This window comes from Leucobacter weissii, from assembly GCF_017565745.1.
GTDB classification, from domain to species: domain Bacteria; phylum Actinomycetota; class Actinomycetes; order Actinomycetales; family Microbacteriaceae; genus Leucobacter; species Leucobacter weissii.
This window is the reverse complement of sequence record NZ_JAGDYM010000001.1, coordinates 109,172-133,016: the sequence shown is the minus strand read 5'-3', so window position 1 is coordinate 133,016 and position 23,845 is coordinate 109,172. Positions and strand designations below refer to the sequence as shown.

General features: G+C 68.7%; 22 protein-coding genes. 2 read left to right on the top strand and 20 right to left on the bottom strand.

Annotation, left to right across the window (positions count from 1 at the left end; genetic code table 11):
• Nucleotides 1-10: 10 nt before the first annotated feature.
• The 15 genes from J4H92_RS00580 to aroQ form a co-directional block, all read right to left on the bottom strand.
• Nucleotides 11-1,339 carry an aminotransferase family protein gene (locus J4H92_RS00580; protein ID WP_208095079.1) on the bottom strand — a complete coding sequence of 443 codons (1,329 nt, stop codon included), beginning with the start codon at nt 1,337-1,339 and terminating at the stop codon, nt 11-13.
• Nucleotides 1,336-2,382 carry an ATP-binding cassette domain-containing protein gene (locus tag J4H92_RS00575; protein WP_208095078.1) on the bottom strand — a complete coding sequence of 349 codons (1,047 nt, stop codon included), beginning with the start codon at nt 2,380-2,382 and terminating at the stop codon, nt 1,336-1,338. Before J4H92_RS00575 ends, J4H92_RS00580 begins: the two co-directional genes overlap by 4 nt.
• Nucleotides 2,379-3,218 carry an ABC transporter permease gene (locus tag J4H92_RS00570; protein ID WP_208095077.1) on the bottom strand — a complete coding sequence of 280 codons (840 nt, stop codon included), beginning with the start codon at nt 3,216-3,218 and terminating at the stop codon, nt 2,379-2,381. The genes J4H92_RS00575 and J4H92_RS00570 overlap by 4 nt, the downstream gene beginning before the upstream one ends.
• An 11-nt stretch (nt 3,219-3,229) precedes the next feature.
• Nucleotides 3,230-4,120 (bottom strand): ABC transporter permease subunit, encoded by an 891-nt coding sequence (locus tag J4H92_RS15650; protein ID WP_208095076.1) that lies wholly within the window; start codon nt 4,118-4,120, stop codon nt 3,230-3,232.
• Nucleotides 4,121-4,122: 2 nt separating this feature from the next.
• Nucleotides 4,123-5,172 (bottom strand): extracellular solute-binding protein, encoded by a 1,050-nt coding sequence (locus tag J4H92_RS00560; RefSeq protein ID WP_208095075.1) that lies wholly within the window; start codon nt 5,170-5,172, stop codon nt 4,123-4,125.
• Nucleotides 5,173-5,239: 67 nt separating this feature from the next.
• The gene (locus J4H92_RS00555; protein WP_208095074.1) at nt 5,240-5,929 is read right to left on the bottom strand and encodes an SDR family NAD(P)-dependent oxidoreductase; all 690 of its coding nucleotides are present in this window, start codon (nt 5,927-5,929) and stop codon (nt 5,240-5,242) included.
• On the bottom strand, nt 5,926-6,600 hold the full coding sequence (locus J4H92_RS00550; RefSeq protein ID WP_208095073.1) for a GntR family transcriptional regulator: 675 nt from the start codon (nt 6,598-6,600) through the stop codon (nt 5,926-5,928). Before J4H92_RS00550 ends, J4H92_RS00555 begins: the two co-directional genes overlap by 4 nt.
• Before the next feature lie 407 nt (nt 6,601-7,007).
• On the bottom strand, nt 7,008-9,236 hold the full coding sequence (locus J4H92_RS00545) for an ATP-dependent Clp protease ATP-binding subunit (protein ID WP_208095072.1): 2,229 nt from the start codon (nt 9,234-9,236) through the stop codon (nt 7,008-7,010).
• A 168-nt stretch (nt 9,237-9,404) separates the two neighbouring features.
• The gene (locus tag J4H92_RS00540) at nt 9,405-10,088 is read right to left on the bottom strand and encodes a TetR family transcriptional regulator (RefSeq protein WP_208095071.1); all 684 of its coding nucleotides are present in this window, start codon (nt 10,086-10,088) and stop codon (nt 9,405-9,407) included.
• Between the two features lie 29 nt (nt 10,089-10,117).
• A complete protein-coding gene (locus tag J4H92_RS00535; protein WP_208095070.1) occupies nt 10,118-11,044 on the bottom strand; it encodes a cyclase family protein in 927 nt (308 codons plus the stop codon).
• Nucleotides 11,045-11,067: 23 nt separating this feature from the next.
• Nucleotides 11,068-12,072, bottom strand: coding sequence for an ABC transporter permease (locus tag J4H92_RS00530; protein ID WP_208095069.1), 1,005 nt, complete (start codon nt 12,070-12,072; stop codon nt 11,068-11,070).
• Nucleotides 12,069-13,586 carry a sugar ABC transporter ATP-binding protein gene (locus J4H92_RS00525; RefSeq protein ID WP_208095068.1) on the bottom strand — a complete coding sequence of 506 codons (1,518 nt, stop codon included), beginning with the start codon at nt 13,584-13,586 and terminating at the stop codon, nt 12,069-12,071. The genes J4H92_RS00530 and J4H92_RS00525 overlap by 4 nt, the downstream gene beginning before the upstream one ends.
• Nucleotides 13,573-14,607, bottom strand: coding sequence for a sugar ABC transporter substrate-binding protein (locus J4H92_RS00520; RefSeq protein WP_208095067.1), 1,035 nt, complete (start codon nt 14,605-14,607; stop codon nt 13,573-13,575). Before J4H92_RS00520 ends, J4H92_RS00525 begins: the two co-directional genes overlap by 14 nt.
• A gap of 80 nt (nt 14,608-14,687) precedes the next feature.
• Nucleotides 14,688-15,554, bottom strand: coding sequence for a shikimate dehydrogenase (locus J4H92_RS00515; RefSeq protein ID WP_208095066.1), 867 nt, complete (start codon nt 15,552-15,554; stop codon nt 14,688-14,690).
• Complete coding sequence (gene aroQ / locus J4H92_RS00510; protein WP_208095065.1) at nt 15,551-16,012, bottom strand: type II 3-dehydroquinate dehydratase; 462 nt, start codon at nt 16,010-16,012, stop codon at nt 15,551-15,553. The genes J4H92_RS00515 and aroQ overlap by 4 nt, the downstream gene beginning before the upstream one ends.
• A gap of 173 nt (nt 16,013-16,185) precedes the next feature.
• Here aroQ and J4H92_RS00505 point away from each other — a divergent pair, with 173 nt between their 5' ends.
• Nucleotides 16,186-18,003, top strand: coding sequence for a bifunctional sugar phosphate isomerase/epimerase/4-hydroxyphenylpyruvate dioxygenase family protein (locus tag J4H92_RS00505; protein WP_208095064.1), 1,818 nt, complete (start codon nt 16,186-16,188; stop codon nt 18,001-18,003).
• A 93-nt stretch (nt 18,004-18,096) separates the two neighbouring features.
• On the opposite strand, the gene J4H92_RS00500 is transcribed toward J4H92_RS00505, so the two are convergent.
• The 5 genes from J4H92_RS00500 to J4H92_RS00480 form a co-directional block, all read right to left on the bottom strand.
• Nucleotides 18,097-18,759, bottom strand: a complete 663-nt coding sequence (locus J4H92_RS00500) for a TMEM175 family protein (RefSeq protein ID WP_208095063.1) — start codon at nt 18,757-18,759, stop codon at nt 18,097-18,099.
• Between the two features lie 80 nt (nt 18,760-18,839).
• On the bottom strand, nt 18,840-19,625 hold the full coding sequence (locus J4H92_RS00495; RefSeq protein WP_341782946.1) for an IclR family transcriptional regulator domain-containing protein: 786 nt from the start codon (nt 19,623-19,625) through the stop codon (nt 18,840-18,842).
• A 126-nt stretch (nt 19,626-19,751) separates the two neighbouring features.
• Entirely contained in the window at nt 19,752-20,927 is a 1,176-nt protein-coding gene (locus J4H92_RS00490; RefSeq protein WP_208095062.1) for a thiolase family protein, read from the bottom strand.
• Nucleotides 20,924-21,589, bottom strand: a complete 666-nt coding sequence (locus J4H92_RS00485; protein ID WP_208095061.1) for a 3-oxoacid CoA-transferase subunit B — start codon at nt 21,587-21,589, stop codon at nt 20,924-20,926. The genes J4H92_RS00490 and J4H92_RS00485 overlap by 4 nt, the downstream gene beginning before the upstream one ends.
• The gene (locus J4H92_RS00480; protein WP_208095060.1) at nt 21,586-22,389 is read right to left on the bottom strand and encodes a 3-oxoacid CoA-transferase subunit A; all 804 of its coding nucleotides are present in this window, start codon (nt 22,387-22,389) and stop codon (nt 21,586-21,588) included. The genes J4H92_RS00485 and J4H92_RS00480 overlap by 4 nt, the downstream gene beginning before the upstream one ends.
• 166 nt (nt 22,390-22,555) lie before the next feature.
• On the opposite strand from J4H92_RS00480, the gene J4H92_RS00475 reads away from it, so the two are divergent.
• Nucleotides 22,556-23,842, top strand: coding sequence for an MFS transporter (locus J4H92_RS00475; RefSeq protein ID WP_243751829.1), 1,287 nt, complete (start codon nt 22,556-22,558; stop codon nt 23,840-23,842).
• Nucleotides 23,843-23,845: the final 3 nt, after the last annotated feature.

The following is a 23,845-nucleotide window of genomic DNA, read 5'->3' as shown; positions in this document are numbered from 1 at the left end:
TAGTTCGGTGTCAGATCTCGGTCTCGAGGTGTCGCAGCGCCCGCTCGAACCTGTTGAGCAGCTCGACGACCTCCGCTTCCGAGATGATCAGGGGGGGCGACACCAGCACGGCATCGCCGCTCACCCCGTCGATTCCTCCGCGGGCCGGATAGACCAGCAGTCCCTCAGCGGCGCACGACTCGACGAAGCGAGGTGTGAATCCCGCACTGCTCGGGAGGGGGCGGCCGGTCTCGGCATCGCCGAACTCGACGCCCCACATGAGTCCGACTCCGCGCACATCCACGATCGAAGCGCTGCGCTCCTTGATCCGGCGCAGCCCGTCTCCGAGCATGTCACCGCGCTCGTCGGCTGCGAGGACCAGTCCGTCACGGTGCATGACCTCGAGGGTCGCGACACCGACTGCCGCCCCGAGCGGGTTGTTCGAGTAGGTGTGCCCAGCGGAGATCGCCCCCTTCGCCTCGAGCAGCGACTGCGAGACTCTTCGAGAAAGACCGACGCCGCCGAGCGGGGCGTAGCCCCCGGACACGCCCTTGGCGAAGACCACGAGATCGGGGTCGGCCCCCCAGCGCTGGAAACCGAACCACCTGCCGGTGCGACCGAATCCCGACATGACCTCGTCGGCGATCCAGAGCATCCGATACTCGTCGCACAACTCCCGCAGCAGCTCGAAGTAGCCCGGGGGCGGCACCAGTGCGGCCGCTGATGCGCCGCCGACGGTCTCGATCAGAATCGCGGCGGTGTGCTCGTGATCGAGCCCGGCGAAGTCTTCGCGCAAGCGCTGCAGCACGATCGGGGCGGGGTCGGCGATCGACTCGTCGATTCTGATCCGATGCAGGTACGGTGCGCGAACCCGCTCGTTCTCCGTGACCAACGGCCGGAACGCCGCCGAGTACCGGGGCTGCCCGCTGATCTGGATACTGGCCAGCGTGCTGCCGTGGTAGCTGTTCGTCGTGGTGACGAACCGGGTCTTCTCCGGCAGGCCCTGGGCATCCCAGTACATGAAGGCCAGCTTGAGGGCGAGCTCGTTCGCCTCGGATCCCGAACTGACGAACATGGCACGGTCGAAACCCTTCCCCAGTAGCGAGACCACGTCGCGAGCGAGCCGCTCCACCGGCGGATTGCGGAACTGGAGCCGATGCGCGAATGAGAGCGTCGATGCCTGTTCGGCGAGCGCCGCCACCACATCGGGGTGGCATTCGCCGAGGTTCACGGCGACGGGTCCGGAGGATCCGTCGAGATAGTCCTTCCCATCGGCGTCCCAGATCCAGACCCCTGCGCCACGGGTCGCCAGAGGCAGCTGCCGCGTGGTGCTCGGCATCAGGGCCGTCCCGTCGCTCATGCGGGGGCACCTCCCTTCGCGACCGTGTGCACGTAGCTGAAGTCGTAGACCACGGTGATGTCCCGGCCGGGTTCGAGAAGCGTGCCGAGGCCGCCGTAGTTGGTGCGGATGATGATCGGATCATCCCGACCCGGCACGACGGCCTCGACCCGGCACGATCCGCCCTGGAACTGCACCTGGGCGACCCGCCCCGGGAACGCGTGCGTCCCGATCCCGCCGAGCTCCGCGATGGAGAAGTCCTCGGGCCGCACGACGACCAGCTCGCCCGCCCGGCCCGGAAGCCGCTCGGCCAACGGAGAGGCGTCGCCCTTCGCACTCACTTCGAAGAGGTTGACCTCGCCGAGGAAGCGCGCGAGGAACTCCGTCCTCGGCTTGCAGTACATCTCCTCGGCGCTCCCCTGCTGCTCGATGCGCCCGCCGTTCATCACCACGACGCGATCGGACATCGAGAGCGCCTCGGACTGGTCGTGCGTGACGCTGATCGTGGTCACACCCACTTCGCGCTGAATGCTCTTCAACTCGGACTGCATCGCTTCGCGCAACTGCTTGTCGAGCGCCGAGAGCGGCTCATCGAGCAGGAGCACCTGCGGGTTCGGCGAGAGTGCCCGGGCCAGGGCGACGCGCTGCAGCTGTCCGCCGCTCAGCGTGGCTGCGCGGCGGTTCTCGAAGCCGCCGAGCTTCACGAGTTCGAGCATCTCCGAGACTCGGGCCTTCCGATCGCCCTTCCACTTCTGCGCCAGCAGGGGGAACGCCACGTTCTCCCCCACCGTCATGTGCGGGAAGATCGCGTAGTTCTGAAATACGATCCCGAGGCGGCGCGCACCCGGCGGCAGACTTCCCACCTCCTGGCCGTCGAAGAGCACACTCCCCTCGTCGGGCTTCAAGAATCCGGCCAGCACGTTCAGCGTCGTGGTCTTCCCCGATCCCGACGGGCCGAGGAGGGTGACGAACGAGCCGGCAGGAATATCCAGACCCACTCGGTCGAGAATCCTCGAGTCGGAGAGCGTCAGGGAGATGTCCTTCAACTTCACATCGATACTCACTGCTTCTCCTTATCTTCCGCGAGCCGGCGGGCTGTGCGCCTGCTGCTCGCTCTTGTAGCGACGAGCACGATCACCACTGCGATGACGGTGACGAGAATCACGTAGCCGGCGACCGACGCGAGCAGCGGGGACACGTTCTGCGTCGCCTCGTTGTAGAGCTTCGCCGGAAGGGTGCTGCGCCCCGGCGGCGCGAGGAAGAGCGCGAGCACGACCTCGTCGAATCCGAAGGCGAAGGCGAGGATGAACCCCATCACGAGGCTTCTCCTCAGCAGTGGGAGCTCGACCGACCACACTGTGCGCCACCAGCTCGCTCCCATGCTCTGCGCGGCTCTTGTGAGCGCAGGATCGATGGTCACCATCCCGCTCGAGAGGGTGAGGAAGGCGATGGGCAGGCAGAGCACCGCTTGGCCGATGATCAGCGGGACGAGCGAACCCTGGAAGCCGGCGAACTGGCCCGCCTGGCGCAGGCCCAGCGCGAAGACGATGACGGGAAGCACCATGGGCAGGAAGAAGAACGGCCGGAGCACCTTGGCCGCCTTCGAGCTCCGCGAGAGCGCGATCGCGGCGAGCGCACCGATGACCGTCGCGACGATCGCGGCCGAGCCCGAGACTTGGACCGAGGTGAACAACGCCTGGAACCAGCGCCGATCCTCGAGCACCTCGAGGTACCAGCGCCAGGAGAACCCCTCCGGCGGCACCTGCAGAAAGGAGCCGGAGGTGAACGACGCCGGGATCACGATGAGCATCGGGATGAGCAGGTATGCCGCGAGCAGGATCCCGAGCAGCAGAGTAATCGGTCGGGATCGCCGCATCGACCGCTGGAACTGGTGTTCCATCGACATCACATTCATCGCCGTTCCCAACGTTCGGTGATCTTGAAGGTCTTCTCCGCGAGGAAGTACAGCACCACTACCACCACGAGCAGCATGGTCCCCATGATCGCTGCGGACTTGAAATTCTGCGTGCCGCTCAGCTCGCGGCCGATCAGCGTGCCCATGGTCAGCTGGGCCGGTCCGCCCAGGAACGCCGGCGTGATGTAGAAGCTCAGCGAGATCATGAAGACGAGCATCGCGCCCGCAGCCACGCCGCCGGAGATCTGCGGGAGGACCACCCTCCAGAACGTGGTCAATCCGCTGGCTCCCATGCTGCGCGCGGCCTTCAGCTGGTTGCCGTCCAGGGACATCAACGCGGTGTAGATGAGCATGATCGCGAAGGGCAGCATCACATGCACCATGCCGAGATACATCGCCGTCGGCGTCTGCAGCAGCTGCAACGGGCCGTCGAGGACGCCGAGGCTGTGAAGGATGTCTGCGAGCAGACCCTTCGGCTGCAGCAGGATGATCCACCCGTAGGTGCGCACCATGAGGGAGATCACGAAGGCGGATCCTATGCCGATGACGAGCAGGATGCGGATCGCCCGCGGAGCCAGGAGCAGCGCGAGCGCGTAGACCAGGCCCAGCACCACGCAGAACACGGTCACCAGAACCGCCATGAGCAGGGTTCTCGTCAAGGCCCGCTGGAACAACGGATCGGTGACGACTGAGACGATGTCTCCGCTGCCGCTTCCGAACGCCGCGGTCCAGAATACGAAGACGATCGGTATCAGCATGCCGAGCACGAGGAACGCGATGGGCAGGATCAGCAGTTGCTTCGTGCCCGCTCCGAGGCCGGGTCTGGACGAGGAGGGGGACCCCGTGACGGCGGGGAACTCCGTCGTCACGGGGTTCGAGGCGCTCACGCTCAGCCCGCCAGCCACTCCGAGTATCGGCTCACATACTCGTCGGTCTGAGATGACAGCGCCACCTGGTCGATGGTGACGGCATTCCTCATGTGCTCTTCCGTGCCGGGCAGGATCGCCGCGGTTTCGGGGCTGAGAAGCTCCAGCGCCCCGTCGACGGTCGGGCCGTATCCGGTGATCTCCGCGAACCTGGCCTGGCGCTCGGGGTCCTGCATGTAGACCATGAGCTTGTTCATCGCCTCGGGGTTCGGGGCGCCCTGCGAGATGGTGAAACCCGTGAAGGGATAGAACAGGTTCTCATCCCACATGATCTCGACGTCGTCGTCCTCAGCCATGAGCGGGGTCACCCGTCCGTTCGGAAGGAGGATCATGTCCACCGTGCCCGCCTGCAGCGCCTGCGCGCCGGCGGCGTACGATTCGAAGAAGGTGAGATCTCCCTTGATCTCGTCGAGCTTGCCGAACGCCCGGTCGAAGTCGAGTGGGAAGAGCTCGTCCGGCGCGACACCATCGGCGAGCAGCGCCGCCTCCGCGGTGCCGATGTAATATCCCGGCCAGCCGCGGTTGCCCGGCAGGCCTTCGACGTCCCAGAAGTCCTTCCAGGAGGTCGGCTCTCGGTCGAGGGCGCTCGCGCGATAGGCGAGCACGAACGACTGGGTGTAGGCGCCGGCGATGTAATCCTTGTATTCGTCCGGCACCAGCGAGGCACGCGGCACATCGTCGGACATCTCCTGCACGAGGCCTCGGTTGATCCAATCGACGTTCGCGAAGCCGTCGGCGTCGATCGAGTCCCACTCGCTCTCGCCGGTCTCGGACATCTGCACATAGCGCGCGACATCAGCGTCGGCCGAGATCACCTCGATGCCCGTCTCGGCGGTGAAGTCGTCGAAGTAGGCCGCTTCGAATCCTTCGAGGGTGATGCCTCCGTAGTTCGCGACGACCACCTGGCCATCGCCCTCGCCGCCTCCACCGGAACAGGCCGCGAGGCCGGCCGCCAGTCCGATCGCGCTTGCGGCCGCGATGCCGCGGACCAGGGCTTTCTTCTTGTTTCCCATCGTTCTTCCTCTCCTCTGAGTGATCTCGGTTGTCATCGAAGTCGTGGGTCGCGGGCACGGCCGGCGATCAGGAGTCGAGCGCGTTCTTCCGCAGCACCAGGGTCTCGCCGGTGACGAGCGCGAACGAGCCCGTCCGACTGAGATCCCAGCAGGTCTCCGCCACCTGTTCGGGCGTGGCCGCGCTGTCCGGCACCTTGCCGCCGACCAGTTCGATGACGGTCTCCGTGGCGATGTAGTCAGGCGCGACACCGAATATGCGGACGTTCTGCGCGGCGAGCTCGTCCGCGATGCCCCGGGTCAGGCTGATGACCGCCGCCTTCGAGGCGCTGTACAGCACGGATTTCGGCGTCGGGTTCAGGCCGTCGACCGAGGCGACGTTGATGACGCAGCCCCGACCCTCGCGATCACGGATGTCGGCGAAGGCCTGCGTGGGCAGCACCGTGCCCAGCACGTTGACATCGAAGATCCGACGATAGGCTTCGACCGAGGAGCTCGCGAGTGTGGACCGGGGGTACACGCCCGCCGCGTTCACCAGCAGTTCCAGCTCTCCGAGCATGGCCGCTTGCTCGAACGCGACTCTGACCGCCGATGCATCGGTGATGTCGGCCGCGATCTCGGTCAGGCCGTCGAGCGGCTCTCCCGTCCGAATGTCGAGGCCGACCACGAGGTAGCCACCCGCGACGAACCGAGCGGCAAGCGCACGGCCCAGGCCGCTGCTCGAGCCGGTCACCACGGCGATGCGGTTCGGGCCGCTCACCGCTGCTCCTCCCCGACGCGGGCCTCGAGCGCTCCGGAGACCTTCCTGGCGTCCTCGCTCATATGACTCGCGATGACTTCGGCCACCGCTTCTCCATCCCCGAGTTCGCAGGCCTCGATCACCTGGGAGAGACGGGCGGCGGCCTGCGTCTGCTTGAACTCGAAGCCGTACATGAAACGGGTGTAGCGCTCGGAGAGGCGACCGTACTCCTGCACCAGGCCTACCGTGCGCTGACGGCCGGGGGCCGCGTACAGGGTGAGATAGGCGTCCCACTCGAGCGCGATGATCGACTCGATGTCCGTTTCCTCCCAGAGCGCGCCCAGGATGCGCTTCATCTCGGCGAGACGCTCATCATCCATGTGCTGCACCCCGTAACGCGCGGCCACGGTCTCGATGCCGATGCGCAGGTCCTGCAACTCGAGGTATTCGGCGAGATCGAGCGGTGCGACTGTCGCGCCCCGTCGCGGCATCTGGTGGACCAGCCCCTCATCGGTGAGCCTCGCAAGCGCCCCGCGCACCGGCATCGTGCTCACTCCGAGTTGGGTGGCGAGTTCGGCGAGGTGGAGACGCTGCCCGGGCAGATAGTCGCCACCGACGATGAAATCCCTGAGGGTTTCGTAGACGACGTTCTCGACGCTGGGCACGGTGAGTTGGTGGGGTTGAGATTTCATGCCCCCGAGAATCGCACAGATTGCCTTCTCAAATCAAGATCTGTGATCACAGATATGTAAATTCTTGATTACGTTTCTCCTCCTCGATTCAGGGGATCATCCGAGCATCCGGGTTCTCGACCGCCCTGGAACCGATCCCGAACGAGCCGCCTCCGCGCAGCATCACAGGCGAGTTCGAGTGGCTCCCGCACCGGCATCGCCGCATAGGACAGGACATGCGCCGACACCTGAGGCCGCGAGTCGAGCCCCTACGGGACCGTCACCGGGATACGCCCCTCCGTCGAGCGCGGGCTTCGGGGATCATCACCGGCCGTGTCCCGTCTCGTTGACCGCCCGGCAGGAGACGCTTGCCCCGATACCTGCCGCGAAAAGCGGTGCGCGAACAGGAGGCATCAGCCTCCTGCTCCTCAGTCGTCGAGCAACTCGGCCTCGATGACGTCGTCGGGCTCGCCGTCCGATCCCGGCCCGGCGGGCAGGACCTCGAGCTCGAGCGCCTCGCCTCCGGGCGCCACGTCGACGCGGACGGCCTGCCCGTCGCGCACCTCGCCGGAGAGCACGGCGCGGGCGAGGCGGTCGTCGATCTCGTGCTGCATGAGGCGGCGCAGCGGGCGGGCGCCGTAGACCGGATCGTATCCGCGCGCCGCGAGCCATCCGCGAGCGGCCGGCGTCACGCCGATGGTGAGTCTCCGGTCCGAGAGGCGCTCCTGCAGCCGGTCGACCGAGAGGCCGACGATCTGCGCGAGATCCGCCTCGGAGAGCGGGCTGAAGATCACCATCTCATCGAGCCGGTTGACGAACTCCGGCTTGAAGGCGCGGCGCACCGTCTCGCGCACCGCCTCCTCCTTCTCCGCCCACGGCAGTTCGGGGTCGATCAGATACTGGCTGCCGAGATTCGAGGTGAGGATCAGGATGACGTTGCGGAAGTCGACCGTTCGGCCCTGCCCGTCCGTGAGACGCCCGTCGTCGAGGACCTGCAGCAGCACGTCGAACACCTCGGGGTGCGCCTTCTCGACCTCGTCGAGCAGCACCACCGAGTAGGGACGGCGGCGCACCGCCTCGGTCAGCTGACCGCCCTGCTCGTAGCCGATGTACCCCGGCGGAGCGCCCACCAGACGCGAGACCGAGTGCTTCTCGCCGTACTCGCTCATGTCGATCCGCACCATGGCGTGCTCGTCGTCGAAGAGGAACTCGGCGAGGGCCTTCGCCAGCTCGGTCTTGCCGACACCGGTCGGACCGAGGAAGAGGAACGATCCCGTGGGCCGATCGGGGTCGGCGATGCCGGCGCGCGAGCGGCGCACCGCATCGGAGACCGCCCGCACGGCATCGCTCTGGCCGATCAGGCGCTTGCCCAGTTCGTTCTCGAGCGCGAGGAGCTTCTCCGTCTCGCCCTGCAGCAGGCGCCCCACGGGGATGCCCGTCCAGGCCGCGACCACGCCGGCGATGTCCTCGTCGGTGACCTGATCGTTCACCATGCGGGGCTCATCGTCCGCGATCGACTGGCTCTCCGCGCGCTCCGCCTCGGAGAGCTGCTTCTCCACGAGCGGGATCTCGCCGTAGAGCAGCTTCGAGGCCTCGCCGAGATCGCCCTCGCGCTGCGCGCGATCCGCTCGGATCCGCAACTGGTCGAGCTGCTCGCGCAGCGCGCCCACGCGGTTCAGCGCCTCGCGCTCCCGGTCCCATCGATCCTCGAGCTCTGTGAGCTCGGCCTCCCGCCGGTCGAGATCCTCGCGGAGCTTGGCGCGCCGCTCCTTCGAGGCTTCGTCCTTCTCCTTCTTCAGCGCCAGATCCTCGATCTTCATGCGTTCGACCGAGCGGCGCAGCTCGTCGATCTCGACGGGAGCGGAGTCGATCTCCATGCGCAGCCGCGAGGCGGCCTCGTCGATCAGGTCGATGGCCTTGTCCGGAAGCTGGCGCGCGGTGATGTAGCGGTTCGACAGCGAGGCCGCCGCGACCAGCGCCGAGTCGGCGATGGTGACCTTGTGGTGCGCCTCGTAGCGCTCCTTGAGTCCGCGCAGGATCGCGACCGTGTCCTCGACCGAGGGCTCGCCGACGTACACCTGCTGGAAGCGGCGCTCGAGGGCGGCGTCCTTCTCGATGTACTCGCGGTACTCGTCCAGCGTCGTCGCGCCGATCAGCCGGAGCTCGCCGCGGGCGAGCATCGGCTTGAGCATCTGCGAAGCCGCGACCGACGACTCGCCGCCGCCCGCCCCCATCAGGGTGTGCAGCTCGTCGATGAAGGTGATGACCCTGCCGTCGGAGTCCTTGATCTCCTGCAGCACGGCCTTCATCCGCTCCTCGAAGTCGCCGCGGTACTTGGCTCCCGCGATGAGCGCGGAGATGTCGAGCGAGATGAGCTCCTTGTCCTTGAGGGAATCGGCCACGTCCCCGGCGACGATGCGCTGCGCGAGCCCCTCCACGACGGCGGTCTTGCCGACGCCCGGCTCGCCGATCAGCACCGGGTTGTTCTTCGTGCGCCGGGTCAGCACCTGACTGATCCGGCGGATCTCGCTGTCGCGCCCGATGACCGGGTCGAGCCTGCCGCTGCGCGCGACCTCGGTCAGATTCACCCCGAACTGCTCGAGAGCGCTCTGCTCGCCTTCGCCGCTCCCGGCGGCCGGCTGCCAATTCGCCTGCATGTCGTCCTTCCTCGCCCTGGGCTCGCACCGCCCAACTCAAAACTTGAGTGATTATGACTCAAGTTTAGCGAACACCCGGGGATAGCGCCAGTGCTGGGCGAGGAACGGCGCGTTCCGCGGCCCGTCACCGCCGCTCCTCGCGGCGCGAGCGACGAACGCCCCGCCCGGCTAGGCCGTGCCGCCGGGGCGCGGGCGCTCCTTCAGGAGCGTGGAGACCGCGATGTCTCCCGCGATCCGGCGGTGGTGCTCGTGCCGCGCCTCGTCGAGGAGATCCCGTCCGAAGAGGGTCTGGAAGGTATGCCGGTTGGCGACGTGGAACACCGCGTACGAACTGATGATCATGTGCAGGTCGAGCGCATCGATATCGCCCCGGAAGACGCCCGCCTCGACCCCCCGCCTGAGCACGCGCTCGGCCGTTGCGATGGCGGTCGAGTTGAGGTCGGGGATCACCTCGGACTTCGAGATGATCTCGGCCCGGTGGATGTTCTCGATGGCGACGAGGCGGACGAAGTCCCGATGGCTCGTATGGTGATCGTAGGTCAGCTCCGCCAGCACCCTGACCGCCTCGACGGGCTCGAGATGATCGATGGCCAGCTGTTCCTCCAGCGATCGGATCACCCGGTACGCGCTCTCCATCACCGCGAGGTAGAGCCCCTCCTTGGAGCCGAAGTAGTAGTAGATCATGCGCTTGGTCGTGCTGGTCGAGCCCGCGATCTCGTCGATCCTCGCGCCCGAGAAGCCGCGGCTCGAGAACTCGGCCGTCGCCACGCGCAGGATGTTCTCGCGCGTCTGGGCGGCGTTGCGCCGACGCACCTTCGGCTCGTCCTCCGCGGAGGGTGCAACGTGTTCCATCGAAGGCTCCTGACGACTCATCACTGCTATCAGAATGTCACAGTCGGGAGCAGGATCGAGCCGATCCCGCCGGTCACCGGAAGGGCGAGGCACGTCGCCTGGAACTCCCAGCGTCCCGTCGAGTCGGCGTGCGCGGCGGCGGCCTCGAGGTCGAGCATCTCGCCGAGCGGCATGCCCAGATCCCTGATGAGCACGCAGTGGAGCGGCATCTCGGAACCGTCGGGCGCCGGGGCGACCTCGACCCCCCAGTTGTCGGCGGCGACGAAGGCGATATCCCGCTCCCGCAGCCACTCGGCCGCATCGAGCGCGAGCCCCGGCTCGGTGGCGAAGAAGGCCTCGCGGTCCCGGTCCTCGCTGAACACCGTGATCCATCCGGTGCGCACGAACAGGATGTCGCCGCTGCGGATCTCCACCCCCTCGGCCTGGACCGCTCGATCCAGATCCGCGGCGGTCACGGGTTCCGCCGCATCGAGCCTCGCTCTGCCGCCGAGCCTCGGAAGGTCGAGCAGCACCCCGCGACCCTGGATGCGCGAGGCGTAGTGCTGCATGCCGAGACGGGCGGCACCCGACCAGCTCACCGCTTCGACCGGCACGCCGTTGTAGAGCTCGCCGTCGTACGCGACGTGCGCCAGTCCGTCGAGCTGCGTGGCGGACTGCAGGTGCGCGAACAACGCATCGTCGAAATAGTGGAACCCGCTCGACGCCGGCGGGTCGAGGGGGGTGCGCGTCATGATGTGCAGCGGATTCTGCCGCCCCGTTCCACCGGTCTGCGGTCCGTGCTCGTCGAGCGGGATCCCGAGATCGAACATCTCGCCCGACTCCACGAGCGCGGCGGCGGCGACCCGGCACTCCTCGGTGAGGAGATTGAGCGTGCCGGATTCGTCGTCGTCCCCCCAGCGCCCCCAGTTCGACAGACGCCGCCCCAGATCCCGATAGCTCTCCGCCGAATCGCTCATCACGCATCACCTCGTTCTCGAAGCTACCGACCCGAGCTGCGCTTCCGCCTGCTGTTGAAGGAGTCGAGCAGCACCGCGAGGAAGATCAGCGCGCCCTGCACGAATTGCACCAGGAACGACGAGACGTTCAGCAGCGTCAGCCCGTTGTTGATCACTCCGATCAGCAGGACGCCGACGAGCGTGCCGATCATGCTGCCCTTGCCCCCGAACAGACTGGTGCCGCCGATGACGACCGCCGCGATGACCTGCAGCTCAGTACCGGTCGCGGCGTTCGGCGTCGCCGAATCCAGGCGCCCCAGGAGAATGATGGCGGCGATTCCCGCGGTGACGCCCGCGATCAGGTAGGCCGCGAAGATCACGCGCTTCACGTTGATCCCCGCGAGCCTCGCGGCTTCGGCATTGCCTCCCACCGCATAGATCTGATGCCCGAAGGTCGTCTGCGAGAGCACGAGATGAGCCACCACGAACAGCAGCAGGGTGACGAGCGCAGACGTCTTGATGTCGAAGACGGCCGAGGCGCCGAGCCAGTTCAGCGCCTCGGGCAGGCCGTAGACCGATTGCCCCTGACTGATCTGCAGCGTCAGGCCGCGCGCCATGCCCATCACGGCGAGGGTCACGATGAAGGGGGCGAGGCCGAGCCAGGCCACCGATCCGCCGTTCACCGCGCCGACGGCGACGGCGACGAGGAGCACCGCGAGAATGCCGAGGACGCCCGAACCCGTCGACTGGGCGACGATCGCGCCGACCATGCCCGAGAGCGCGATGTTCGATCCCACCGAGAGGTCGATGCCGCTCGTGATGATCACGAACGTCGCACCGATCGCCGCGATGCCCACGACGGCGCTCTGCGTGACGATGTTGGTGAGGTTGCTCGCGGTCAGGAAGCTCGGCGTCATGATCGAGAGCGCGACGGAGACGAGCACGAGCGCCACGACGATCGGGGCCAGGTTGCTGTTGCTCGCGCTGCGCGTCCAGCGCCTCACCCCGGAGAGGGGGCGCTCGCTGCTGACGGTGGTGGTCTCGCTCATCGGTTCGGGCCTCCTGCCGGTACTCCTGCCGCGGACGACAGGTGAAGAATGTGTTCACGTTCGAAATGCTCGCGCTCCAGCTCGGCGACGATGCGACCGGCGGCGAGCACGTACACCCGATCCGCCACGGCCAGCACCTCGTCGGTGTCCGAGCTGCTGACGAACACGGCCGCGCCCCGCTCGGCCAGCTGGAAGATCTCCTCGTAGATGCCCGACTTCGCGCCGACATCGACCCCGCGCGTCGGGTCGTCGAAGAAGGCCACCCGCGGCTCGCGTTCGGAGACGCGAGCCACGACGATCTTCTGCTGGTTCCCGCCGGACAGCTCGCCGATCGCCTGCTTCGTCGCGTGCAGTCGCACACCGTAGCGCGACACGACCTCGCGGGCGAACGCGCCCACGCGCCGGAAATCGATGACCCCGAGCCTCGACACCTCGCGATAGGCGCCGTAGATGAGATTGGCCTCCACGGTTCCGTCGAGGATGAGCCCGTCGCGCTTGCGATCCTCGGAGGCGTAGAGCAGACCGGCTCGCATGGAGCGGCGGATCGACCCCGGTCGCACCCGAGAACCGTCGACCGCGATGACGCCCGACGACACCGGAGCGATGCCGCAGAGCGCGCGCATCAGCTCGGTGCGCCCCGCCCCGGCCAGGCCGACCAGCCCGACGATCTCCCGGGAGCGCGCGATCACATCGACGCCGCGCACGCCGGGGGCCTCGATCCCCTCCGCTTCGAGGATCGTCTCGCCCGGTTCGCGAGCCCGCCAGGGGTAGGCCTGCTCGAGCTCGCCGGCCAGCATGGCGCGCACCAGCGTGTGCTCGCTCCACTCCTCGGTGGGTCCTTCTGCGACCTTCCTGCCGTCGCGCAGCACGATGAGACGGTCGGAGATCCGGAACAGCTCGTCGAGGTGATGGGTCACGTAGAGGATCGTCATGCCCTGATCCCGCAGCCGCTCGACCACCCCGAGCAGCGTCTCCACGTCCGCCTCCGGCAACGACGAGGTGGGCTCGTCGAGCACGAGCACCTTCGCGGCGCGCACGAGGCAGCGGGCGATCTCTGCGAGCTGACGCTGAGCGAGCGTCAGCTCGCTCAGCGGGGTGTCGAGGCCGAGGTGGTCGAGTCCGACCGAGCGCAGTCCTTCGAGCGCTCGCCGCCGGTTCTCCCGAGTTCGTTTGACCCCCCAGCGCGATTCGAGGTTGCCGAGCAGGACGTTCTCGAGCAGAGACATGTCGGGAGCGTCCGTGAGCTCCTGATAGATCACGCTGACGCCCGCCTCGATGACTCCCCTGGTCGAGTTCGGCAGCGGCCGCCCGTCGATCTCGACCGCGCCGGACGAGGGGCGGATGGCTCCCGAGAGGATACGGATCAGCGTGGACTTCCCCGCCCCGTTCTCTCCGACGAGGCCCGTGACGGTTCCGGGGCGGAGGGCGAATGCGATCCCATCGAGCACGGTGTTCGCCCCGAAGGTCTTGGAGACGCCCTCCAGCCGGACCGAGGCGGAATCAGTCGATCTCATCCGCCCAGATCCCGTACTCGAGCACCTCGTCCGAGTCGATGTTGGCGGGCGTGAAGACCATCCCCGGCCACTCGATGAAGCCCGACACGTCCGCGCCGGATTCGAGCTCGGCGATGTTGTCCATCACGAGCTCGGCGAGACGGATGGGATGCGACGCGACGCTCATGTCCTGACGGTTCGCGCGGATGTCGGCCACAGCGGGGGCCGGCGCGTCGTTTCCGGTCACGAAGATGTGCCCGTCCTCGCCCACCGGAACGAACAGGCCCGCCGCCTCGATCGCCTTCGTCGCTCCCTGCGCCATGCTGTCGTTGGCGTTCATCACCGCATCGACATCGGGATGCGCCTGAAGGATCGTCGACAACGCCTGGAACGTCTTGTCCGTGTCGAAACCGCCGTCGGCGCGAGCCACGACCTCGATGTCGGGGTACTTTCCGACGATGTCGTCGAATCCCTTCGTCCGATCCGCCCCGGCGGCGCTGCCCGCGATCCCCTGCATCTCGACGACCGTGCCCTTCGGCTCGCCGTACTTCTCGGTGAGGAAGTCGACGATGCCCTGAGCGCTCTGCTGCCCGATCGTCACGTGGTCCATCGCCACCGTGAACGCGATGGCCTCGGACTCGATCGTGTCGGAGATCGCGATGACGGTGGCCCCGGACTCGGCGGCCTGCTCGACCGCGGGCACGATGGCGGAGGCGTCGGCGGGGCTCACCACGATGTACTCGGCCCCCTGGCTCACGAGATTCTGGATGTCGCTGGCCTGGACGTTGTTGTCGCCGTTCGAATTGGTCTGGATGAGGCGGAAGCCGTGTTCCTCGGCACCGCTCTCGAGGCCGGCGATCAGGCCGGCGAAGTACGGGTTGGTGAGCGTGTAGCCGGAGAAGCCCACGACGATCTCGCCGTCGCCCGGTTCTCCGCCGCCCTGTTCGGCCGAGGCGCATCCGGCCAGCGCGAGCGCCACCCCGGCGGCGACGGCGAGCGCGCCGGTGAGGCGAGCCCGCAGGCTGTTCTTGTTCGGAGTCATCATCGATTCCCTTTCCATTCTGTGTGTTCCTGATTCCGTGCGGTGATTCTGGTGCTGCGGCTCGCGCCCTCGGCCGCCGGTCACGCGTCGACGCGTTCTTCTCGAGCGATCAGTTCGAGGAAGTGCCGGCGCATGCGGTCGCGGTCGGGTTCGAGGCCGGTGATGACGTGGAGACTGTCGGCGGCCTGGCCGACCGCCATCATCCCGCCGTCGAGCGCGCGATGCCCGCGTCGTCGCGCCTCGCGCAGCAGCTCGGTCTCGAGGGGCAGGTAGACCACCTCGGCGACCCAGGCCGACGGCGCGAGCGCCGTCAGGTCGAACGGCAGCCCCGGGCTGAGCTCCATGCCGGTCGGGGTGGCGTGCACGACGCCGTCGGTCGCGGCCAGCACGGCGTCGAGGCCGCCCATCGCGGCGGTCTCGAGCCGTGAATCGGGGAATGCCGTCCGGAACCGCTCGACGAGCGCGCGAGCGCGCGACTCCTGGATGTCCGCGATGCAGAGCTGCTCGACGCCGAGGGTGAGCAGGGCGTACGCGGTCGCGGCCCCCGCGCCCCCCGCGCCGACCTGCACCAGGGATCGGCGCTGGAGACCGCCGATGCCGTGATCCACGGCGGTGCGGAACCCGCTCCAATCGGTGTTGTGCCCGATCGAGTCGTCGCCGTCGAAGACGACCAGGTTCACGGCGCCCAAGCGCTCCGCGGAGGGGCTGAGCCCGCCCAGGTGCTCGATGATCAGCTGCTTGAAGGGGTGGGTGACGTTGATCGCGTCGTATCCCTCCTCGCGGATCCTCCGCATGATCCGAGGCAGCTCGTCGAGCGTCTCGCCCGTCTCCGCGATGTCGATCACCCGGTACTCGTAGTCGAGGCCGAGCTGCTCGGCCTCGCGCCGGTGCATCGGCGGGGTGAGCGATTCCGCGATCCCCTCTCCCAGGAGTCCGACCAGCGTCATGCGCCGCTCCCCTCGCCGCGCTCGGCGAATATTCGGGCGAGCAGCACGACCGCCGCCACGTAGCCGCCCGCGCCCGCGCCGGAGACCGTCGCGGCGACGCGATCGGCGACGTAGGAGACCTTGCGGTAGGGCTCGCGCGCGTGGACGTTGCTGAGATGCACCTCGATCACGGGAGTCGGTATCGCCCCCACGGCGTCGCGGAGCGCGATGGAGGTGTGGGTGAGCGCGGAGGGATTGAGGATGACGCCGTCGTACTGCTGCGGCGCGGCGTGGAGGGCGTCGATGAGCGCGCCCTCGTGATTGCTCTGCAGGAGATCGATCCGGATGCCGAGGGGCTCGGCGGCCGCCGAGGTCTCGGCCACGATCTCGTCCTGCGTGAGGGTGCCGTAGATGTGCGGCTCGCGAGTGCCGAGCAGGTTGAGATTCGGCCCGTGCAGCACCAGCACTCGTTCGGACATCCTCGTCCCTTTCGTTTTTTATTACTAACTAGATAGTACATTACAGAGAGGTTTCCGTTCCGTCAACCGCGGATGAATCGACCTCCGGTCGCGGGGCGACGCCGGGGAGCGCGACCGGAGCAGGGTCTCCGCGCGGCAGTGACAAACTATTAACCATTTGGTACATTCATCGCATGCGCACCTCAATCGCGACGGTCTGTCTCTCCGGTGGTCTCGTGGAGAAGCTCCACGCCTGCGCCGAAGCGGGGTTCGACGGCGTCGAGATCATGGATGCCGATCTCGTGGCCGCCTTCGAATCGCCCGAGGAGATCCGCGCGCTCTGCGCCAGGCTGGGGCTGAGCATCGACATGTATCAGCCGCTGAGGGATGTCGAAGGAGTCGACGAGCTCGCCTTCGCCGACAACCTGCGCCGCGCCGAGGCGAAGTTCGACGTCATGGAGCGCCTGGGAACCGATCTGATGCTGCTGTGCAGCAACGCGGGGACCGCCACCGTCGACGACGAGTCCGTCGCCGCCCGGCAGCTCGGCGAACTCGCCGACCGAGCGGCCCGGCGGGGCATACGCATCGCCTACGAGGCCCTCGCCTGGGGCCGATACGTCAACGACTACCGGGATGCCTGGCGCCTCGTGCAGCGCGCGGATCGCCCCAACCTCGGCGTGTGCCTCGACAGCTTCCACGTCCTCTCTCGCGGGCACGACCCGAGCGGCATCGAGAAGATGGACCCGGCCAAGCTCTTCTTCCTGCAGCTCGCCGACGCGCCCGAGCTGCAGCTCGACCTCCTCTCCTGGAGCCGTCACCATCGCCTGTTCCCCGGCGAGGGCGAGTTCGACCTCGTCGGCTTCCTCGGTCATACGATCCGCGCGGGGTACACGGGTCCGCTCTCGCTCGAGGTGTTCAACGACACCTTCCGCCAGACCGATGTGAACCGCACGGCGCAGCACGCGCTCCGGTCACTGAACTGGCTCTCCGATCGAACAGCCGCCGAGAACGGTTGGACGACGGATCGCCTCGACGCGTCGCAGGATCCCACGGGCGTCGACTTCGTCGAGATCGCCGGCGAGGACCTCAGCGCGATCGAGCAGCAGCTCGACCAGCTCGGATTCGCCTTCGCCGGGCGGCACCGCAGCAAGGCCGTCCGGCTCTGGCGCGCCGGAGACGCGCGCATCATCGTCAACGAGCAGACGCCGCGCCCGGGCGCGCGGCTGCGCGGGCTGGGCCTGCTCGTCGGCGATGCCGAGGCCGCGGCCAGGCGAGGACAGGGGATCGGAGCTCCGTCGGTGTTCCGGCGCACCTCGGCGGGCGAACAGCACCTGTCCGCGGTCGCGGCTCCCGACGGCATCGAGGTCTATTGGGCCGACGCCGCCATCAGCCGCTCCTGGCAGGGGGAGTTCGACGGCGGGTACCCCGCCGTCGAACGCGCCTCGGACCGCCCTGAAGGCGACGGCCTGCGGGGGCGCATCGACCACATCAACATCGCCACCCCGTGGCAGCACTACGACGAGGCGGTGCTGTTCAACACCAGCGTGCTCGGGCTCGATCCGGAAGCCGTCACCGAGCTTCCCGGCCCGCGCGGTCTCGTGCGCAGCCAGGTCATGCGCACGGCCGACGGCGCCGTCCGCCTCGCCATGAATCTGGTGCCCCCGACCGCCCCCCTGCCCGCACGCCACATCGCCGTGCGAGTCGACGACGCGCTCTCCGTCGCGCGGCACGCGAGAGCGCGAGGGCTCCGCCTGCTGCCGATACCGAGCAATTACTACGATGACCTGGAAGCGCGATTCGGGCTCGACCCCGACTTCCTCTCCGAACTCGCGGATCTCGGAGTGCTCTATGATCGCGATGCGACGGGGGCGTTCATTCACTTCTACGCCCCCACGATCGACGGGGTGTTCTTCGAGATCGTTCAGCGCATCGACGGGTACGACGGCTACGGTGCGAGCAACGCGCCGGTGCGGCTCGCGGCACAGCCGCTCACCGCCGCCCCACAGGGCTGATCCGTTGGCGCGGGGACCGGGGCCCGCCTCCTCGTCGGCCGTGCGCCCGCACCGCGGATCGGAGCACGCGGCCCCGCGGCTCGCCTCCCCCGCCTACCTCGGCGGCTGACCGCCCTCGCGGTCCCGCTCGACGATGCGCTCGCTCCAGACGCCCGTGATACGCCCCACGACGATGAGCAGCAGCCAGCTCACCTGCGCCCACACGGGACCGAGCAGATACGCGATCGGTATCGAGACGAGGAACACGGCGATCTGAGCTGCGACGTCGACGCGCGACGCCCAGTATGCCGATCGCGGAATATCATCGACCAGCAGCCCCCTCGCGCGCCCGATCTCGAGCATCACCGCCTGCGAGAGCATCGCCGAGGCCACGTTGACGGCGTACCACGCGGTGGCGAGCGGGTACGCCGAGGTCTCCGGGTCGCTGATCCCCTGCGTGGAGAAGGGGACGAGCACGATCAGGCCCGCCGTCGCGAGATTCGCCGCGATCACCGGGCCGTCCAGCCCGCGGAAGCGGCTCAGCAGCGCCGTATTGTTCCGCCAGAACACGGCGATCACGATGAAGCTGATCGCGAAGCCGAGAAGATGGCTGCCGAGCCCCGCGTGCAACAGCGTGCTGAGACTCCGCCAGGCCTCGGCGGGCGGCAGATCCACGTTGACGATCAGCAGAGTGATCGCGAAGCCGTAGATCGCATCGAAGAAGCCGAGCCCACGACCGAACTCCGCGCCGTCTCGGTCGAATCTTCTCCGCGGCATAGCCGGTCTCCTCCAGGATCTGCGGCGCGGGTGCGCCCCGCCGTCTACCGAGCGTAGTCGCCGGGGCGGGAATCGGCGCGCTACAGCAGGCGCAGCTCGGCTTCGATCGCCTCGGCCGAGGCGATCAGCAGCGGGAGGTGGTGCTCGCGCACCCGTTCGGACGAGCCGCTTCCCGCGCTCGTGGATATGTTGACCGCCGCGACCACGGCGCCCTCCCGCCCGCGCACCGGGGCCGCGAGCGCGCGCAGGCCGAGCTCGAGCTCGCCGTCGACCAGCGCCCATCCCTGCGCCCCGGCTCGGGCGATCTCCTCCGCGAGGGCGGTCGGATCGGTGAGCGTGCGCTCGGTCAGCGGGCTCGGCCGGGACTCCGAGATCACCGCGGACAACTCGTCCGCGGGAAGCTGGGCCAGGAGCACCCGCCCCATGCTCGTCGCGTAGGCCGGGAACCGCGTGCCGATCGTGATGCCGACCGTCATGATCCGGCGGGTGGGCACCCGCGCGACATAGACGATGTCCGTGCCCGAGAGCACCGCGGCCGAGACGGACTCCCCCACCTCACGCGACAGCCGCTCCAGATGCGGCTGCATCACCTCGGGCAGCGACAGCGCGGAGAGGTAGCTGAAACCGAGCTCGAGCACCCTCGGCGTCAGGGAGAAGCTCCGCGAGTCGGCGCGCACGTAGCCGAGCGATTCGAGGGTGCGCAGGAACCTGCGGGCCGCGGCGGGCGGCACCTCGGCGCGCCGGGCGACTTCGCTGAGCGTGAGCGCCGCGTGCTCGGCGTCGAAGGCCCGGATCACCGCGAGCCCGCGCGCGAACGACTGCACGAAGTCCGGATCGTCTCGGCGGGGTCCTTCGGGAGTGGGCACGGGCTCAGCTTAGAGGCCGACGGCCCGGGACCGGACCCGAATCGCCCGTTCGACGGGTCGAACGGGGCGGTTGCGGACGATTCGGCGCCGGACACGGCGGCGGCGCGGTCTCGGATCCATCGCCCGCTACCGCTCGAGCACGACCGCCAGGCCCTGGCCGACGCCGATGCAGATCGCGGCCACCGCGACGCCGCCGCCGCGGCGCTTCAGCTCGTGCGCGGCGTGCCCGATGATCCGGCCCCCCGAGGCGCCGAGCGGATGCCCGATCGCGATCGCGCCGCCGTGCACGTTCAGCTTCGCGGGATCGAGCTCGGGCCATCCCTTGAGGCAGGCGAGCGTCTGCGCGGCGAAGGCCTCGTTCAGCTCGACGAGGTCGACGTCCGCCCAGCTCCTCCCGGCCCGCGCGAGCGCTCGGTTCGCCGCCTCGATCGGCGCGATCGGGAAGTCGTCGGGGTCGACGCCGTGTGCCGCGCGGCCGGTGATGCGGGCCAGCGGCTCGGCGTCGATCGCCCCCTCCGCGCCGAGCAGCACCGCGGAGGCGCCGTCGTTGATCGAGGAGGCGTTGCCCGCCGTGACCGTGCCCGAGCCGTCCGAGGCGAAGAGCGCCCTGAGGCCGGCCAGCTTCTCGACCGAGGTGTCGCCGCGGATCCCCTCGTCGCGCGCCAGCTCGTGGCCCGCGACCTGCACGATCTCGGCGTCGTAGAATCCGCCCGCCCAGGCCTCGGCGGCGAGACGGTGCGAGCGCACCGAGAACTCGTCCTGCTCCTCGCGCCCGATGCCCCACTCGCGGGCGATCTTCTCTGCGGACTCGCCGTTGGAGATGGTCCAGTGCTTCGGCAGAGCCCGGTTGGTCATGCGCCAGCCGATCGAGGTGTTCCACACCGTCTGGTTCCCCACCGCAGGCCACGGCTTCGCCGACTTCTCGATCACGAACGGGGCTCGGCTCATCGACTCGACGCCGCCCGTCAGGACGATCTCGGCGTCGCCCGACTCGATGGCGCGCGCGCCCTGGATCACCGCCTCCACCGAGGAGGCGCACAGGCGGTTCACCGTGACGCCCGTGACGCTGGTCGGGAACCCGGCGAGCAGCGCGCCGAAACGGGCGACGTTGCGATTGTCCTCGCCCGCCTGGTTGGCATCGCCGAAGACGACGTCCGCGATCCGCGCGGGATCGATCCCCGTCCGTTCGACGACGGCGCGCATCACCACGGCGGCGAGGTCGTCGGGGCGGACCCCCGAGAGCGTGCCCGCGGCCCTGCCGAACGGCGTGCGAACGGCGTCGTAGACATATGTGGCGGTCATGCGGGGGTCCTTTCGTTCGCGGTCGCGTCCCGGAGCCGCAGCCCGGTCAGCCGTTCGAGCTCCGTCACCGTATTCTCCCCGAAGACCTCGCGCACCGAGAAGCCCTCCGGAGCGACGTCGAAGACGGCGCGGTCCGTGTAGACGCGCGTGACGCAGGCGGCGCCGGTCAGCGGATAGCTGCAGCGCTCGACGAGCTTGGACTCGCCGGTCTTGGTGAGGAGGTCGGTCATCACGTAGACGGATTTCGCGCCGATGGCGAGATCCATCGCTCCGCCGATCGCGGGGATCGCCCCCGGGGCGCCGGTCGACCAGTTCGCCAGGTCGCCGTTCTCGGCCACCTGGAAGGCGCCGAGCACGCACACGTCGAGATGCCCGCCGCGCATCATCGCGAAGGAGTCCGCGTGGTGGAAGTAGGCGGCGCCGAGCTGGGCGGTCACCGGCTGCTTGCCCGCGTTGATGAGATCCGGGTCGATCCTGCCCTCGGCGGGCGCCGAGCCCATCCCGAGCATGCCGTTCTCGGTGTGCAGGATGATCTCCTGGTCGTCGGGCAGATAGTTGGCGACGAGCGTGGGCGCGCCGATGCCGAGGTTCACGTAGGAGCCCTCGGGAATGTCCGCGGCGATCCGCGCCGCGAGATCCTGCCTGCTGATGCGATCGCTCATCGTCGTTCCTCTCGGCTCGCGGGGGAGGCCGCTGTGGCGGCCGAACTCGATTCGTCGAACGCTGCGCGTTCGTTGTGAGTCGAGTTCCCCTCGATGTCCACGCCGCCGACGAACTCGCCCTCGCGCAGCCAGCGGCGCTCGCCGACCGCGACGACGCGATCGACGAAGATGCCCGGCGTGACGACGGTCTCGGGATCGAGCGACCCGAGCGGCACGATCTCGTCGACCTGCACGACCGTGGTGGTGGCCGCCGTCGCCATGATCGGACCGAAGTTGCGCGCCGTCTCCCGGAAGACCAGGTTGCCCCAGCGGTCGGCCCGCAGCGCGCTGATCAGCGCGAAATCCGCGCGGATCGGGTACTCCAGCAGGTAGGTCCTGCCGTCGATCTCGCGGGTCTCCCTACCCTCCGCCAGCTCGGTGCCGACGGCCGTCGGCGAGTAGAAGGCGCCGATTCCGGCGCCGGCGGCCCGGATGCGCTCCGCCAGATTGCCCTGCGGCACGAGCTCGAGCTCGATCGCGCCCTCGCGGTAGAGCCCGTCGAACACCCAGGAGTCGCTCTGCCTGGGGAACGAGCACACGATCTTGCGCACCCGGCGCTTCGCGAGCAGCGCGGCCAGCCCGACGTCGCCGTTGCCCGCGTTGTTGTTCACGATCGTCAGATCGCCCGCGCCCTGCTCGATCAGCGCGTCGATGAGTTCGACGGGCTGCCCCGCGCGCCCGAAGCCTCCGATCATGACGGTCGCCCCGTCGGGGATCCCCGCCACCGCCGCTTCGACGGATGTGACGCTCCTGTCGATCATCGCCGTCCTTTCGCCATCCGCTCGCTCCGCGCCGCAAAAAATTCGCTGTGCGAAACATTATTCGTTAATCGAAATCAAGTGTATCCCGTCTCTTCGCGCCGCACCATCCTCCCCCGCTCGGTCCGATCGGGAACACGGGCGCCCCCGAATCGGTAGAGTGTCCCCGATGATCCCCACCGACCCGCGACCGGCGCGCCCGCCGTGGGTGCTGCTCTTCTGCGCGGTCTGCCTCGTCGCGATCAATCTGCGCATGACGATCACGGGCGTCGGCCCGCTCCTGGATCAGATCGCCGTGGACCAGGGGGTGAGTCCCGCCGCGCTCGGAGCGCTGGGCTCGGTTCCGCTGCTCGCCTGGGCGCTGGTCTCCCCGCTCACCCACGGGCTCAACGCCCGCTTCGGCCTCTCCCGGGCCATGTCGTGGTCGCTCGTCGTCCTCGCCATCGGAACGATCTGGCGCTCCCTTCCCGGAGGACCGGCCCATCTCTGGATCGGCACGGCGCTCATCGGCGTGGGACTCGCGATCACCAACGTGCTCATGCCCGCGGCGATCAAGCGCTTCTTCCCCGAGCGCGTGCCGCTCGTCACGGGCGCCTACACGGCCGTGCTCGGCGCCGCCGGCGCCGCCGCGGCGGGAGCCGTCGTGCCGCTCTCCCAGCTGCCCACCGACGACGGCGCGCTCGGCTGGCGCGCCGCCCTGCTGATGACGGGAGCGTTCCTGCCGCTCGCCCTGGTCGTGTGGATCCTGGCGACGTCCGACCACGGGATTCCTCCCCGGCGGGCGGCACTCGAGCGCGAACGATCCGAGGATCCGCTCGCCCGGCCGGCCACGCCGATTCCCTCGCCGCTGAGGGGGGCCGCCTCCGCCGGCCGACGGATGTGGGGCGATCCGCTGGCCTGGCTGGTGTCGCTCTACATGGGGGCCCAGTCCTCGGTCTTCTACATGCTCTCGACCTGGCTTCCGGCCTACGAGGTCGCCCAGGGCCGCTCCGCGGTGGTGGCGGGCGTGGATCTGATGGTCTTCCAACTCGTCGGGATCGCCGGCTCGCTGCTCATCCCGCTGCTGGGCCGGAGCGGGCTGCGCCGCTGGCTCCCCGCGATCCTGCCCATGGTCGGGATCGTCGCCTGGATCGGCATGCTCCTCGCGCCGGTCGCGATGCCCGCCTGGGTCGTGATCGGCGGGCTCGCCGGCGGCGGCTCGTTCACGATGTCGCTGACCCTCATGGCGGTGCGCGCCCGATCGGAGGAGCACGCGAGCGCGCTCTCCGGGATGGCGCAGACGCTCGGCTACTCGATCGCCGCGCTCGGCCCCATCGCCTTCGGCTGGACCCACGATCTGAGCGGGGGCTGGACGCTCCCATTCGCGCTGCTCTGGGTCGCGGCGTGCGCGCAGCTCATCATCGGCCTCTTCGTGGGCAGACCCCGCTTCGTGCTCGACCGCGGCGTCGACGCCTGAGCC

Excerpts from the sequence above, each read along its gene's own strand:
- J4H92_RS00580 (WP_208095079.1), bottom strand. The coding sequence starts at position 1,339 with ATGAGCGACGGGACGGCCCTGATGCCGAGCACCACGCGGCAGCTGCCT.
- J4H92_RS00570 (WP_208095077.1), bottom strand. The coding sequence starts at position 3,218 with ATGGAACACCAGTTCCAGCGGTCGATGCGGCGATCCCGACCGATTACT.
- J4H92_RS00560 (WP_208095075.1), bottom strand. The coding sequence starts at position 5,172 with ATGGGAAACAAGAAGAAAGCCCTGGTCCGCGGCATCGCGGCCGCAAGC.
- J4H92_RS00550 (WP_208095073.1), bottom strand. The coding sequence starts at position 6,600 with ATGAAATCTCAACCCCACCAACTCACCGTGCCCAGCGTCGAGAACGTC.
- J4H92_RS00545 (WP_208095072.1), bottom strand. The coding sequence starts at position 9,236 with ATGCAGGCGAATTGGCAGCCGGCCGCCGGGAGCGGCGAAGGCGAGCAG.
- J4H92_RS00540 (WP_208095071.1), bottom strand. The coding sequence starts at position 10,088 with ATGGAACACGTTGCACCCTCCGCGGAGGACGAGCCGAAGGTGCGTCGG.
- J4H92_RS00535 (WP_208095070.1), bottom strand. The coding sequence starts at position 11,044 with ATGAGCGATTCGGCGGAGAGCTATCGGGATCTGGGGCGGCGTCTGTCG.
- J4H92_RS00530 (WP_208095069.1), bottom strand. The coding sequence starts at position 12,072 with ATGAGCGAGACCACCACCGTCAGCAGCGAGCGCCCCCTCTCCGGGGTG.
- J4H92_RS00525 (WP_208095068.1), bottom strand. The coding sequence starts at position 13,586 with ATGAGATCGACTGATTCCGCCTCGGTCCGGCTGGAGGGCGTCTCCAAG.
- J4H92_RS00520 (WP_208095067.1), bottom strand. The coding sequence starts at position 14,607 with ATGACTCCGAACAAGAACAGCCTGCGGGCTCGCCTCACCGGCGCGCTC.
- J4H92_RS00515 (WP_208095066.1), bottom strand. The coding sequence starts at position 15,554 with ATGACGCTGGTCGGACTCCTGGGAGAGGGGATCGCGGAATCGCTCACC.
- aroQ (WP_208095065.1), bottom strand. The coding sequence starts at position 16,012 with ATGTCCGAACGAGTGCTGGTGCTGCACGGGCCGAATCTCAACCTGCTC.
- J4H92_RS00505 (WP_208095064.1), top strand. The coding sequence starts at position 16,186 with ATGCGCACCTCAATCGCGACGGTCTGTCTCTCCGGTGGTCTCGTGGAG.
- J4H92_RS00500 (WP_208095063.1), bottom strand. The coding sequence starts at position 18,759 with ATGCCGCGGAGAAGATTCGACCGAGACGGCGCGGAGTTCGGTCGTGGG.
- J4H92_RS00490 (WP_208095062.1), bottom strand. The coding sequence starts at position 20,927 with ATGACCGCCACATATGTCTACGACGCCGTTCGCACGCCGTTCGGCAGG.
- J4H92_RS00485 (WP_208095061.1), bottom strand. The coding sequence starts at position 21,589 with ATGAGCGATCGCATCAGCAGGCAGGATCTCGCGGCGCGGATCGCCGCG.
- J4H92_RS00480 (WP_208095060.1), bottom strand. The coding sequence starts at position 22,389 with ATGATCGACAGGAGCGTCACATCCGTCGAAGCGGCGGTGGCGGGGATC.
- J4H92_RS00475 (WP_243751829.1), top strand. The coding sequence starts at position 22,556 with ATGATCCCCACCGACCCGCGACCGGCGCGCCCGCCGTGGGTGCTGCTC.